This window comes from Pseudomonas sp. 05L36 (assembly GCF_056398125.1).
In genome coordinates this window covers 216,378-230,126 of the sequence record NZ_JBFTOU010000009.1, presented here as the reverse complement: position 1 = coordinate 230,126, position 13,749 = coordinate 216,378, and the positions used below count along the sequence as shown (strand labels likewise).

The following is a 13,749-nucleotide window of genomic DNA, read 5'->3' as shown; positions in this document are numbered from 1 at the left end:
CAGGGGCAGCGTTGCCGTTGCTGGTATTGGCCTGGCAACTGCAGCGTCGGGCCAGCACCACGCAAGCCGATGTCGCGCTGCTGCAAGAACGCCTGGCCATGGCGCAACTGGCGCAGGACGGATTGAATGCTCAGCTCGAGTCCGGTCGCGATGAAGCGGCTGATCTGACCCAGGCCAACGCCGCCAAACAGGCGGATCTGGCGGCGCTGCGTCGTGAAGTCGAACTGCTGCAGATCGAGCGCGACGACGCCCGGGACGCCGCCCATGCGTGGAATATCGAACGCGCCGGCAAGGAAGCCGAATTGCGCCGTCTGGATGCCCAGGCCGCGTCGCTCAACGCCGAATTGCGCGAGCAACAGGACAGTCATCAGCAACGCCTCAACGACCTGCAAGGTTCGCGGGACGAGTTGCGCGCGCAGTTCGCCGAGCTGGCGGGGAAAATTTTCGATGAGCGCGAGCAGCGTTTTGCCGAAACCAGCCAGCAGCGCCTGGGGCAGTTGCTCGATCCACTCAAGGAACGCATCCAGTCCTTCGAAAAACGTGTCGAGGAAAGCTATCAGAACGAGGCGCGTGAGCGTTTCTCCCTGGCCAAGGAGCTGGAACGACTGCAACAGCTGAACTTGCGCTTGAGCGATGAAGCCACCAACCTGACCCGCGCCTTGAAAGGGCAGAAGACCCAGGGCAATTGGGGTGAACTGATTCTGGAGCGCGTGCTCGAGCATGCGGGACTGGAGAAGGGCCGCGAGTACCAGACGCAGGTCAATCTCAAGGGACCGGACGGCGAGCGTTTTCAGCCGGACGTGATCATTTATCTGCCGGGCGACAAGCAGGTCGTGGTCGACTCCAAGGTCAGCCTGACGGCCTATCAGCAATACGTGGCGGCTGAGGACGAGGCCATCGGCCAGATCGCCATCAAGCAGCACGTGCTGTCATTGCGTAATCACGTCAAAGGCCTGGCCGGCAAGGATTACAAGCGTCTCGATGGCTTGCACAGCCTGGATTTCGTGTTGCTCTTCGTACCGATCGAGGCGGCGTTTTCTGCCGCGTTGCAGGCTGAGCCGACGCTGTTTCAGGAGGCATTCGACCGTAACATCGTGATCGTCAGCCCCACCACTTTGCTGGCGACCCTGCGTGTCATCGACAGCCTGTGGAAACAGGAGCGCCAGAGCCAGAATGCCCGGGAGATCGCCGAGCGGGCCGGGTGGCTGTACGACAAGTTCGTACTGTTCATTCAGGATCTGGACGAAGTTGGCAATCGCCTGCAGCAACTGGACAAGGCCTACAGTTCGGCACGCAACAAGCTGACAGAGGGGCGTGGCAACCTGGTCAGTCGCAGTGAACAGCTCAAGCTGCTGGGCGCACGGGCGAGCAAGAGCCTGCCGGCGGACTTGCTGGAGCGGGCGATGACGGATGTCGATGGGTTGGTCGAGTTGCCGGAATAAGCCCCCTCGCCACAGTGGGTAAAGTGTTAGCTTGCCGCGCTACAACGGCAAATACCGACTCAACAACGCCCGCAACGCCGCCGGTTTCACCGGTTTTGCCAGATAGTCCAGTCCCGCGGCATGCACCAGGTCGACCGTCTCCGGCCGGCCATCGGCGCTGATCACCACCCCGGGAACCGGCTCGCCCATTTGCGTGCGCAACCAGGCCATCAAATCGGTGCCGGTCTCGCCATGATCGAGGTGGTAATCCACCAGCGCCAATTGCGGGCGCACGCCTTCGCCCAGCAACGCTGCGCATTCTTCGCGATTGCGCGCGGTCCAGACCTGGCAACCCCAGCGGCTGAGCAGGCTGTTCATGCCGATCAGGATGCTGTCCTCGTTGTCGATGCACAGCACCTGCGCCCCATTGAGCAATTTGCCATTGAGCTCGGCGACTTTGACCGGCGCTGCGGTTTGCGCCCGGGCCAGGGGCACGCTGACGCTGAACACGCTACCGCGTCCCGGCCAGGAGCGTACGCGCAAGGTATGACCGAGCACGCGACATAGCCCGTCGGCAATCGCCAGCCCCAGGCCGAGGCCTTTTTCGGCCCGTGTCTGGTGGCTGTCGAGGCGCTTGAACTCTTCGAAAATCACCTGCTGCTTGTCTTCCGGAATACCTGGCCCACGGTCCCAGACTTCCAGGCTCAATGCTTCCCTGTGCCGGCGAACCCCCAGCAGCACCGGCCCTTTGCCGTAGCGGAAAGCGTTGGTCAGGAAGTTTTGCAAAATCCGCCGCAGCAGTTTGATGTCACTGTCGACCCGTAGCGCGCTGCCGCGAACGCGGAACTCCAGTTTTTGTTCTCGCGCCAGCACCTTGAACTCGGTACCAAGGGTGTCGAACAGTTCGTTGAGGGCGAATGGCTGGCGATTCGGGTTGATCTTGCCGTTCTCCAGGCGGGAAATGTCCAGCAGGTCGCTGATCAAGTCCTCTGCCGAGCGCAGTGAGCTGTCCAGGTGCCCGACCAGTTTCTGCGCCTCGCCCGAAAAACCATCTTCCTGATGGGAGAGGGCGGCGGAGAACAGCCGCGCCGCATTCAGCGGTTGCATCAAGTCATGGCTGACGGCCGCGAGGAAACGGGTCTTGGACTGGTTGGCCGCCTCGGCGGTGCCCTTGGCTTCGGTCAGGGCAACATTGAGCTGCGACAATTCGTGGGTGCGTTCGGTGACCCGTTGCTCCAGCCCTTCGTTGGCTTCGGTCAGCGCCTGCTCGGCTTCGCGGAACGCGGTGATGTCGGTGAAACTCATGACGAAGCCACCGCCTGGCATCGGGTTGCCGATCAGCTCGATTACCCGACCGTTGGGGAACAAGCGCTCGGAGGTGTGCGCGCGGCCCTGGCGCATCCAGTGCAGGCGGCGCGCGACGTGAACTTCGGCCTCGCCGGGGCCGCACAGTCCACGCTCGGCATTGTGACGGATGATGTCGGCAATCGGCCGGCCGACTCTGATCAGGCCATCCGGGTAGTTGAACAAATCCAGATAGCGACGGTTCCAGGCCACCAGTTTCAGCGACTGGTCGACCACGCTGATGCCCTGGGTGATGTTCTCGATGGCGCCTTGCAGCAAGGCACGGTTGAATTGCAGCACCTCCGAGGCTTCGTCGGCGATGCGCACGACGTCTTCCAGTTGCATCTCCCGGCCTTCAATGGCGGCTTTTACTACCGCGCGGGTCGAAGAGGCGCCGAGCACACCGGCCAGCAAGCGTTCGGTATGGGCGATCCATTCACTGTCGGCGTTCTGGTTCGGGTTGAAGCCTTTGCCCTGGCGATAGGCAAAACGGATGAAGCTTTGCCGGGCGCGTTCTTCGCCGACGAAGCGTGCCGCCAGTTGCAGCAGGTCGTCGATCTGCACTGAAAGCATCGAGCGTGCACTGGGGCGGGCACTGATTTCCTGGCCGATGAAGCGGCCCGCCTGCCAGTGCTCGGAAACCCGGGTGCGCGACAGCACCGAGACCCAGGCGAACAGCGTGAAGTTGCCTGCCAGCGACAGCACCACGCCCTGGGTCAGCGGGGTGATCGGCAGGTTAAGTGGATTGCTGTGCAACCAGGCCAGACCCGGGAATGTGCTCAAGGACAGGCCGAGGCTGAGGGCGGCAATCGGCAGGATCAAGGTGTAGAACCACAGGAACGTGCCCGCGGCGAGGCCCGCGAAAACACCGCGGCGGTTGGCCTGTTTCCAGTACAGCGCACCGAGCATGGCGGGGGCCAGTTGGGTCACGGCGGCGAAGGCGATCTGGCCAATGGTCGCCAGGCTGGCGGTCGAGCCCAGCAGGCGATAACTGACGTAGGCCAGCAGCAGAATGACCACGATGCTGACGCGGCGCACCGATAGCATCCACTGGCGGAACACTTCGAACGGGCGCTCGGCGTTGTTGCGCCGCAGCAGCCACGGCAACAGCATGTCGTTGGACACCATGGTCGACAGCGCCACGCTGGCCACGATCACCATGCCGGTGGCCGCCGATGCGCCACCGATAAATGCCAACAGGGCCAGCGCCGGGTGCGCCTGGGCCAGGGGCAGGCTGATGACGAACGAGTCTGGCAACACCGAGCTGGGCAGCATCATCTGCCCGGCCAGGGCGATCGGCACGACAAACAATGCTGCGAGGGCGAGGTAGGCCGGGAATACCCACTTGGCCAGGCGCAGATCCTGAGGGTCGATGTTCTCGACAACGGTCACGTGGAACTGCCGCGGCAAGCAAATGATCGCCATCATCGCCACGCCGGTCTGCACCACCATCGACGGCCAGTTGATGGTTTCCTTCCAGTACTGTTCGAGTCGCGGCGCCAACATGGCCTGGTCAAACAGGTCGTCGAAACCGTCGTACAGGCCGTAGGTCACGAAGGCGCCGACGGCGAGAAACGCAAACAGCTTGACCAGCGATTCGAAGGCAATGGCCAGCACCATGCCGCGATGGTGCTCCGTGGCGTCGAGGTTGCGGGTCCCGAAGACGATGGTGAACAGCGCCAGCACCAGCGATACGATCAGCGCAGTGTCCTGGGCGCGGGTGCCCATGGCGTCGGCACCGGCGCCGATCAGCAGGTTCACGCCGAGCACAATGCCTTTGAGCTGCAGTGCGATATAGGGCAACACGCCGACCAGGCAAATCAGCGCCACCACCACCGCCAGCGACTGGGATTTGCCATAGCGTGCGGCGATGAAGTCGGCGATGGAGGTGATGTTCTCCTGTTTGCTGATCATCACCATTTTTTGCAGGACCCAGGGCGCGCCGAGCAGCAACAGGATCGGCCCGAGGTAGATCGGCAGGAACGACCAGAGCTGTTCGGCGGCCTGGCCCACGGCGCCGAAGAAAGTCCAGCTGGTGCAATAGACCGCCAGCGACAGGCTGTACACCCAGGCCCGCACGCGCGGCGGCAAGGGCGCGCTGCGACGGTCGCCATAGAAGGCGATGGCGAACATGATGGCCATATAGGCCAGGGCGACGACGGCAATCAGCCCGGTGGACAGCGACATGGGGACTCCAGACAAAAGACTCCCGGGCTCCCGCCCGGACAGACAGTCTCGCACGACCGCCAGCGTTAGTCAGTGTCGACCAAGGTCGTGGCGTGGCGGGGTGTCGCAGGGGGGGTTGCAGTGTCTGGACCGGCCTCATCGCGAGCAAGCTCGCTCCCACATTTGCCCTGTGTTCGCGGACCCTTGTGGGAGCGAGCTTGCTCGCGATGGGGGCTTCACTGATTCAATGCAACCTCTATCAATCGATGCAACTCTTCGACCTCCAGCGGCGCCTCGGCAAACAGGATGCGAAACACCGTCGGCGCGGCGATCAGATTGATCAGCCGATCGACACTGGGCGTGGGCTCATCCGGATAGCGATCGAGAATCGTCTGCAGTTGCCCGCCAATGATCGTCGCGCAATAACTCGGCTTCAGCGCCGCCTGCACGTCGCACAGCATGTTGCGGCCGGGTTCGGAGCTCATCTCGTCCAGGTACTGCTCGGCCCAGGCCCGCACGTCTCCGTGAAGGCTGCCGGTGTTGGCCGGCTCGTTGTCGGGTTGCATGCGGGCGAGGGCGACGTCGGCCAGCAGCGCCGACACATCGCCCCAGCGTCGATAGATGGTGGACGGCGTGACACCCGCACGCGCCGCAATTTGCGGCACCGTCACGCTGGCGCGGTCCTGCTCTTCGAGGAGTTGACGCACGGCCGAATGAATCGACTCTTGTACCCGGGCGCTGCGGCCGCCGGGGCGTAAAGTGGGAGCTGTCATCTTGTGTTTCCTGTAATGCACCGGGTCTTGCGGCTGGCATCCGGTCCTGAAAGCCATGCATCGGACCTTAACACAAAGAATTTGCTTTAAGAGGGATCCAGTAGCACACTCCGCAAAAGCAAAAAATTAGCTTTTGCGGAGTGTATCCATGCCCGGTTCTCATTCAAATCGTGCCAGACTGTGGTTTCTGGCTGTTACCTTGCTCAGTTTCCTGGCGGCTTCCACTGCGCCGACGCCGCTGTATCACCTGTATCAGGAGCAGATGCGGTTTTCGGCCGCGATGCTGACCCTGATTTTCGGCGTGTACGCGCTCAGCCTGTTGGCGGCGTTGCTGACGGTCGGATCGCTGTCGGATTACCTGGGGCGCAAACCGGTGATTTTTACCGCGGTGACGCTGAACATCCTGGCGATGTTGCTGTTTATCTACGCCGACAGCGTCGCCTGGCTGATCAGTGCCCGGGTGTTGCAGGGTTTTGCTACCGGAATGGCTACCGCTGTGCTGGGCGCAACACTGCTCGATACCGATCGCGAACGGGGGCCGCTGGTCAATAGCGTTGCACCGTTGACTGGTATGGCCATTGGCGGACTGGGCTGCGGTGCGTTGGCCGAATTCGCCCCGGCCCCATTGCACCTGAGTTTCTGGCTACTGCTGGCGTTGTTTGTGGTGCAGGCACTTTATGTCTGGCGCTTGCCGGAAAGTGTCTCGCGGCAGGCTGGGGTTTGGGCGTCATTGCGGCCGACGCTGCATGTGCCATTGCAGGCGCGCTCTACGTTGTGGCAGGTGCTGCCGCTCAACACTGCTCTGTGGGCCCTCGGCGGTTTCTATGCATCCCTGGCGCCTTCGTTGGTGCGCACGGCCACGGGGTCGACCTCGAACATTATTGGCGGGGCGACGGTGGCCGCATTGACGTTGACTGGCGCTTTGATGATTTACAGCATGCGCAACCGACCCGCCGGCAAGGCGTTGTTATTGGGCGCCAGCATGATGCCTGCGGGAGTCGTGTTGATTTTGCTGGGTGTGCACAGTGCCAGCTTGCCGTTGTTTTTCCTTGGAACGCTGGTCGCAGGGTGCGGTTTCGGCGCCGGTTTTCTCGGTACTCTGCGTAGCCTGGTGCCGCTGGCGTTGCCCCATGAACGCGCCGGGCTGGTGTCGGCGTATTACGCGCTCAGCTATCTCGCTTTCTGCCTGCCTGCGCTGTTGGCCGGGAACCTGAGCCGAACCCTCGGCCTGGTGGCGACCGTTGATGGCTATGGCGCGGTGCTGATTGTTCTGGCCCTCGGAGCGTTGGTGGGTCTGGTACGCCCGCGTTCCGGCCGGACGTGTGAGGCCAATCCATGACACCGAGCCTTGGGCGTGCCTGATGGTATATCTGTATAATAGATAAGATATAGAGATATTACCCGTTATATAGATATTCTATTCGGATCTAACATGGGTTCTACCTCACAAGAGGACAGGAGTTCGCCATGACATGCGCCAATAGCATCAAGCCCGGAATCAAACCTTTCAGTCACTTGCAGCATCCCCGCGAGGTGGTCCGCCAGTTCACCCCCAACTGGTTCGCGGCCACCATGGGCACCGGTGTGCTGGCGTTGGCACTGGCGCAATTGCCGCTCGCCATACCTGCCTTGCACGCCTTCGCCGAAGCCCTCTGGCTGTTCAACATCGCGCTGTTTCTGCTGTTTACGGCGCTATACACGGCGCGTTGGGTGCTGTTTTTCGACGAAGCGCGGCGGATTTTCGGCCACTCCACGGTTTCGATGTTTTTCGGCACCATCCCGATGGGCCTGGCCACCATCATCAATGGCTTCCTGGTGTTTGGCCTGCCGCGCTGGGGCGACGGTGTGATTCACGTCGTCGAGGTGCTGTGGTGGCTGGATGTGGCCATGTCGCTGGCCTGCGGTGTGCTGATTCCCTACATGATGTTCACCCGTCAGGAGCACAGCATCGACCAGATGACCGCGGTCTGGCTGTTGCCGGTGGTCGCGGCAGAAGTGGCGGCCGCCAGCGGGGGCCTGTTGGCGCCGCATCTGGCCGACGCTCAATCGCAACTGGTGGTGCTGGTGACCAGCTACGTGCTCTGGGCTTTTTCCCTGCCGGTGGCCTTCAGCATCCTGACCATTCTGTTGCTGCGCATGGCTCTGCATAAACTGCCCCACGAAAACATGGCCGCCTCGAGCTGGCTGGCCCTTGGTCCGATCGGCACCGGTGCGTTGGGCATGCTGGTACTGGGCGGCGATGCACCGCTGATTTTCGCGGCCAACGGTTTGCCAGGCGTCGGTGAGACTGCTGCAGGATTGGGTCTGGTGGCCGGCATCACCCTGTGGGGCTTCGGTCTGTGGTGGATGCTGATGGCGTTGCTGATCACTGTGCGCTACCTGCGTGCCGGCATTCCTTTCAATCTCGGCTGGTGGGGCTTCACTTTCCCGTTGGGCGTCTATTCTCTGGCGACGTTGAAGCTGGGCAGTACCTTGAATCTGACGTTTTTCAGTGTGTTTGGCTGTGTGTTGGTGGCGTTGCTGGCCGTGATGTGGCTGATCGTCGGCAAGCGCACGGTGCTGGGCGCCTGGCGTGGCGAGCTGTTTGTCTCGCCGTGCATTGCCGGATTGAAGAAATAACCGGCAAAAGTTAGGTAAGGTGTGGCCTGGATCGACTTGTGATAATCCAATAAGAATCCAGGCCACTCGCTACCTAACATCAGGGACACATGGAAGATGAGTCACCCCTCACAGTTCACCTTGCTGCGCACCCGGCGCTTCCTGCCGTTCTTCATCACGCAGTCCCTCGGGGCGTTCAACGACAACGTGTTCAAGCAGTCGTTGATCCTCGCCATTTTGTACAAGCTGACCATCGAAGGTGACCGCTCGGTCTGGGTCAACCTGTGTGCGCTGCTGTTTATCCTGCCGTTTTTCCTGTTCTCGGCCCTGGCCGGGCAATTCGGGGAAAAGTTCGCCAAGGACGCGTTGATCCGCCTGATCAAGCTTGGGGAAATCGCCATCATGGCGGTCGGCGCCGTTGGCTTCATGTTCGATCACCTGTCGTTGATGTTGGTGGCACTGTTCGCCATGGGCACCCACTCGGCGCTGTTCGGGCCGGTGAAGTACTCGATCCTGCCGCAGGCCCTGCATGAAGACGAGCTGGTAGGCGGCAACGGCCTGGTGGAAATGGGCACCTTCCTGGCGATCCTCGCCGGCACCATTGGCGCTGGGGTCATGATGTCTTCGGCGCATTACGCGCCGGTGGTGTCCATGGCGATCATCGGCATTGCCGTGCTCGGCTACCTGGCCAGTCGCAGCATTCCCCGGGCGGCGGCCGCCACGCCACAAATGCGCCTGAACTGGAATATTTTCAGCCAGTCCTGGGCCACGTTGAAACTGGGCCTTGGGCAAACGCCGGCGGTATCACGCTCGATTGTCGGCAACTCGTGGTTCTGGTTTGTCGGGGCGATTTACCTGACGCAGATCCCGGCCTATGCCAAGGAATGGATGCACGGTGACGAAACCGTGGTGACGCTGATTCTGACGGTGTTCTCGGTCGGCATCGCATTGGGTTCGATGCTGTGCGAGAAGCTCTCTGGGCGCAAAGTCGAGATTGGCCTGGTGCCGTTCGGATCGTTCGGCCTGACCGTTTTCGGTCTGCTGCTGTGGTGGCATTCCGGCTCTATTCCAGACAGCGCCGCGGGCCATGGCTGGATCGAAATCCTCGGTTTCGGTCACGCCTGGCTGGTACTGCTCGACATCCTCGGCCTGGGCGTTTTCGGTGGTTTCTACATCGTGCCGCTTTACGCACTGATCCAGTCACGTACGGCGGAAAACGAACGGGCGCGGGTGATTGCCGCCAACAACATCCTCAATGCGTTGTTCATGGTGGTGTCGGCGATTGTCTCGATCGTCTTGCTGAGTGTGGCCAAGCTGTCGATCCCGCAGCTGTTCCTGGTGGTGTCGTTGCTGAACATCGGCGTCAATGCCTACATCTTCAAGATCGTCCCCGAGTTCACCATGCGTTTCATGATCTGGCTGCTCAGTCATTCCATGTACCGCGTCGAGCACCGCAACCTGGATCTGATCCCCGATGAAGGCGCGGCGTTGCTGGTGTGCAATCACGTGTCATTCGTCGACGCCTTGCTGATTGGCGGCGCGGTGCGTCGGCCGATTCGCTTTGTCATGTACTACAAGATCTACAACCTGCCGGTGCTGAACTTCATCTTCCGTACCGCGGGGACGATTCCTATCGCGGGGCGTCAGGAAGACATCCAGATCTACGAAAAAGCCTTCACGCGCATTGCCCGGTATCTGAAGGACGGTGAGCTGGTTTGCATCTTCCCCGAGGGTAAATTGACCGCCGATGGCGAGATCAATGAGTTCAAGGGCGGGTTGACGCGAATTCTCGAGGAGACGCCGGTGCCGGTGATTCCGCTGGCCTTGCAGGGGTTGTGGGGGAGTTTCTTCAGCCGCGATCCGGGCAAGGGACTGTTTCATCGCCTGTGGTCGCGGGTGACGTTGGTGGCAGGGTCGGCGGTGGCGGTTGAGGCAGCGGAGCCGGTGGAATTGCAGCGATTGGTGGGGGAACTGCGTGGGGCCGTTAAATAGTTGTAGTCATTGAAGGCCTCTTCGCGGGCAAGCCCGCTCCTACAGGGATCGCGGGAGTGGTGAAAATCTCCGACACACCATAAAACCTTGTAGGAGTGAGCCTGCTCGCGATTGGCGGTAGTCGCTTAAGCGCTAACCTTGAGCCCAACCAACCCGGAAATGATCAACGCCACACTCGCCAATCGCACCAGCGCCATGGATTCGCCAAACAGAATGATCCCGGCGATCACCGTGCCCACGGCGCCGACCCCGGTCCAGATCGCATAGGCCGTACCCAGCGGCAATTCCTTCATTGCAAGGCCGAGCAAGCCAAGGCTGATAGCCATGGCCGCAACGGTCAACACAGTGGGGAGCGGGCGGGTGAAGCCGTCGGTGTACTTGAGGCCGACGGCCCAGCCGACTTCGAACAGGCCGGCGAAAAACAGAATGATCCAGGACATGAAGACCTCCATCGTCTGACGGGGTCGTCCCCTGATTAATGACTCGATCGAGCCGCGAGGTCGTCCTCGCGATGCGCAATATGGTGCCCAACATTGACCGGGTGATCAAGTTTTCGAGTCAATCACTGATCTGTTGCGCCGCCATTTCCCGATCCTGTTTCTCGCTCATGCGGCGGAAATACGTGGAGAGCAATGCCCCGGAAATGTTGTGCCAGACGCTGAACAATGCGCTGGGCACTGCCGCCAGTGGCGAGAAGTGCGCACTGGCCAGGGCCGCGCCCAATCCGGAATTCTGCATGCCGACTTCCAGGGCCAGGGACTTGCGCTGGGCCAGAGGCAGCTTGAACAGGCGCCCGGTGAAGTAACCCAGCAGGTAGCCAAAGCTGTTGTGCAGCATGACCACGGCCATGATCAACAGGCCGGACTCGGCAATCTTGGCCTGGCTGGCGGCGACGACTGCGGTGACGATGATCACGATGCTGATCACCGACACCAGCGGCAAAACGTCCACGGCGTGGCGAACCTTGTCGGCGAGCACCCGTTGGGCAACCACGCCCAGCACGATCGGCAGCAGCACCACCTGCAGGATCGACCAGAACAACTCCATGAATGACACCGGCAACCAGGCCGAGGCCAGCAGCCAGATCAGGGCAGGGGTCAGCAGCGGGGCGAGGAGGGTGGTGACGGCGGCGATGGCCACCGACAGCGCCAGGTCGCCACGGGCCAGCCAGGTCATGACGTTCGACGAGGTGCCGCTTGGGCAGCAGCCGACCAGAATCACGCCGACGGCGATTTCCGGCGGCAAGTGGAACACTTGGCAGAGCAACCACGCCACGCCGGGCATGATCACGAAATGTGCAACCACGCCCAGGGCCACGCGCCATGGATGGCGAGCGACTTCGGCGAAGTCTTCGAGTTTGAGGGTCAAGCCCATGCCGAACATCACCAGCCCCAGCAAGGGCACGATGGCGCCTTTGAGACCGAGGAACCACGCCGGTTGCAGAAACGCCACGACAGCGAAAATCAGTACCCAGTAGGCGAAGGTGTTGCCGACAAAACGACTCAATGCAGCCAGTGCGCGCATGGCCTGATCCTTATTTTAAGTGACGCTACAAAACCCCTGTAGGAGCGAGCTTGCTCGCGATGGTGTGTCAGACAAAGAGGGGCTACTGACACTCCATCGCGAGCAAGCTCGCTCCTACATTAGAGATCACAAGGCTTTAGATCCCCTGCGGAGTCTCTTCGCCACCCAGCGCTTCAACCAGCGCCGGCAGGAAGTCGCCGAAAGTCAGCATCATCAGGGTGAAGCTGGCGTCCAGTTGGCCCAGGGCTTCGTCGCCGCCGTCCTGTTCCGCCTGGTCTTGCAGCAGGTCTTCGAATTTCAGGCGCTTGACCACCATTTTGTCGTCGAGGACGAACGACAGTTTGTCCTGCCAGGCCAGGGACAGTTGAGTGACCACTTTGCCGGTGCTCAGGTGCAGCTGGATTTCTTCGCTGGTCAGGTCCTGGCGCTTGCAACGCACAATGCCGCCGTCTTCGTGGGTGTCGCGCAGTTCGCACTCGTCCAGCACGAAGAAATCGTCCGCGGCTTTCTGGGTGGTGACCCACTCGGTCATGGTCGCGGTCGGGGACATCTTCACGGTCAGTGGGCGCACCGGCAGGGTGCCGATCACTTCGCGCAGGGTCGACAGCAAGTCTTCGGCGCGTTTCGGGCTGGCCGAGTTGACCAGGATCAGGCCCTGTTTCGGCGCGATGGCGGCGAAGGTCGACGAGCGGCGGATAAAGGCGCGGGGCAGGAAGGCCTGGATGATTTCATCCTTGATCTGATCGCGCTCCTTCTTATAGACCTTGCGCATTTGCTCGGCTTCGATCTCTTCGACCTTTTCCTTGACCGCGTCACGCACGACACTGCCCGGCAAAATACGTTCTTCCTTGCGGGCGGACACCAGCAGGAAGTCACCGCTGACGTGTACCAGTGGCGCATCTTCGCCTTTGCCGAACGGCGCGACGAAACCGTAGGTGGTCAACTCCTGGCTTGCACATGGGCGCGCCAGTTTGGTGGCCAGTGCAGTTTCCAACGCCTCGGCATCAACAGGCAGATCTTGGGTCAGGCGATAGATAAGCAGGTTTTTGAACCACATGGGGTGAGTCTCTCCTTTATACAAAGGGGGGCATTATTGTCTTCGCCGTGCCATAGGCCAACCTTTCTCTAAGCCTTTGGAAGGCCTCGGAAAATTATTTTAAAAAGTGCTTGCCAGAGGTTGGGTCGCTCCGTAGAATGCGCGCCACACCGAAGCGAAGGGTGATTAGCTCAGCTGGGAGAGCGTCTGCCTTACAAGCAGAATGTCGGCGGTTCGATCCCGTCATCACCCACCATTCGTTTTCAGTGTTACGCGCAGCGGTAGTTCAGTCGGTTAGAATACCGGCCTGTCACGCCGGGGGTCGCGGGTTCGAGTCCCGTCCGCTGCGCCATATTCGGTAACCTGGAACACTGAACGCCAGGTCACCACGGAAAAGCCCGCTTAGGCGGGTTTTTTTCTGCCTCAAGTTTGACTGTTGTTCCTGTGGGTTGCATCGTTTCACCGGTTTTTAGATTTTTTTGAAAAAAACTTCAAATAAATCAACACTTTATAAAAACCTGTGGCATAATGTGCCCCGCAACGAAGGTAAAGGGTGATTAGCTCAGCTGGGAGAGCGTCTGCCTTACAAGCAGAATGTCGGCGGTTCGATCCCGTCATCACCCACCATTTACTTTCAACGCTACGCGCAGCGGTAGTTCAGTCGGTTAGAATACCGGCCTGTCACGCCGGGGGTCGCGGGTTCGAGTCCCGTCCGCTGCGCCATATTCGGTAATCTGGAACACTGAACGCCAGGTCACCACAGAAAGCCCGCCTTGTGCGGGCTTTTTGCTGTCCGGGATTTGGCTTTCCTCGCTCTCTGTAGGAGCGGGCTAGCTCGCGAAGGTCGTGAACGATAACGGGTAAATTCAGATGCCCAGCGGCGCCCATGGCTTCT

At 60.9% G+C, this 13,749-nt stretch carries 9 protein-coding genes and 4 tRNA genes; 8 read left to right on the top strand and 5 right to left on the bottom strand.

Translation table 11 applies throughout. The annotated features are described in order from the left end of the window. The first annotated feature begins 77 nt into the window (after positions 1-77). A complete protein-coding gene (locus AC1DKH_RS13115) occupies positions 78-1,442 on the top strand; it encodes a DNA recombination protein RmuC (protein WP_477753356.1) in 1,365 nt (454 codons plus the stop codon). 39 nt (positions 1,443-1,481) lie between these two features. Here AC1DKH_RS13115 and AC1DKH_RS13110 read toward each other — a convergent pair whose 3' ends face one another. Together AC1DKH_RS13110 and AC1DKH_RS13105 are read right to left on the bottom strand one after the other, a co-directional pair. Continuing rightward, positions 1,482-4,952 (bottom strand): hybrid sensor histidine kinase/response regulator, encoded by a 3,471-nt coding sequence (locus tag AC1DKH_RS13110; RefSeq protein ID WP_477798365.1) that lies wholly within the window; start codon positions 4,950-4,952, stop codon positions 1,482-1,484. Between the two features lie 215 nt (positions 4,953-5,167). Then, complete coding sequence (locus AC1DKH_RS13105) at positions 5,168-5,704, bottom strand: TetR/AcrR family transcriptional regulator (protein ID WP_477798364.1); 537 nt, start codon at positions 5,702-5,704, stop codon at positions 5,168-5,170. Between the two features lie 148 nt (positions 5,705-5,852). Between AC1DKH_RS13105 and AC1DKH_RS13100 the strand changes: the two genes are divergently transcribed. The 3 genes from AC1DKH_RS13100 (at position 5,853) to AC1DKH_RS13090 (ending at position 10,294) form a co-directional block, all read left to right on the top strand. Continuing rightward, on the top strand, positions 5,853-7,043 hold the full coding sequence (locus AC1DKH_RS13100; protein WP_477798363.1) for an MFS transporter: 1,191 nt from the start codon (positions 5,853-5,855) through the stop codon (positions 7,041-7,043). 128 nt (positions 7,044-7,171) lie between these two features. Then, the gene (locus tag AC1DKH_RS13095) at positions 7,172-8,323 is read left to right on the top strand and encodes a TDT family transporter (protein WP_477798362.1); all 1,152 of its coding nucleotides are present in this window, start codon (positions 7,172-7,174) and stop codon (positions 8,321-8,323) included. 96 nt (positions 8,324-8,419) lie between these two features. Next, a complete protein-coding gene (locus AC1DKH_RS13090; RefSeq protein WP_477798361.1) occupies positions 8,420-10,294 on the top strand; it encodes an MFS transporter in 1,875 nt (624 codons plus the stop codon). 125 nt (positions 10,295-10,419) lie between these two features. Here AC1DKH_RS13090 and sugE read toward each other — a convergent pair whose 3' ends face one another. The 3 genes from sugE to rdgC form a co-directional block, all read right to left on the bottom strand. Then, positions 10,420-10,734 (bottom strand): quaternary ammonium compound efflux SMR transporter SugE, encoded by a 315-nt coding sequence (gene sugE / locus AC1DKH_RS13085; RefSeq protein ID WP_007977599.1) that lies wholly within the window; start codon positions 10,732-10,734, stop codon positions 10,420-10,422. Positions 10,735-10,852: 118 nt separating this feature from the next. After that, positions 10,853-11,818, bottom strand: a complete 966-nt coding sequence (locus AC1DKH_RS13080; RefSeq protein WP_477754090.1) for a bile acid:sodium symporter family protein — start codon at positions 11,816-11,818, stop codon at positions 10,853-10,855. Between the two features lie 136 nt (positions 11,819-11,954). Further along, complete coding sequence (gene rdgC / locus AC1DKH_RS13075) at positions 11,955-12,875, bottom strand: recombination-associated protein RdgC (protein WP_007969735.1); 921 nt, start codon at positions 12,873-12,875, stop codon at positions 11,955-11,957. Positions 12,876-13,034: 159 nt separating this feature from the next. On the opposite strand from rdgC, the gene AC1DKH_RS13070 reads away from it, so the two are divergent. The 4 genes from AC1DKH_RS13070 (at position 13,035) to AC1DKH_RS13055 (ending at position 13,577) form a co-directional block, all read left to right on the top strand. After that, a tRNA-Val gene (locus AC1DKH_RS13070) sits at positions 13,035-13,110 on the top strand. A 19-nt stretch (positions 13,111-13,129) separates the two neighbouring features. After that, a tRNA-Asp gene (locus tag AC1DKH_RS13065) sits at positions 13,130-13,206 on the top strand. Positions 13,207-13,405: 199 nt separating this feature from the next. Further along, positions 13,406-13,481, top strand: a tRNA-Val gene (locus AC1DKH_RS13060). Between the two features lie 19 nt (positions 13,482-13,500). After that, positions 13,501-13,577 (top strand) — tRNA-Asp (locus AC1DKH_RS13055). The last annotated feature ends 172 nt before the right edge of the window (positions 13,578-13,749 follow it).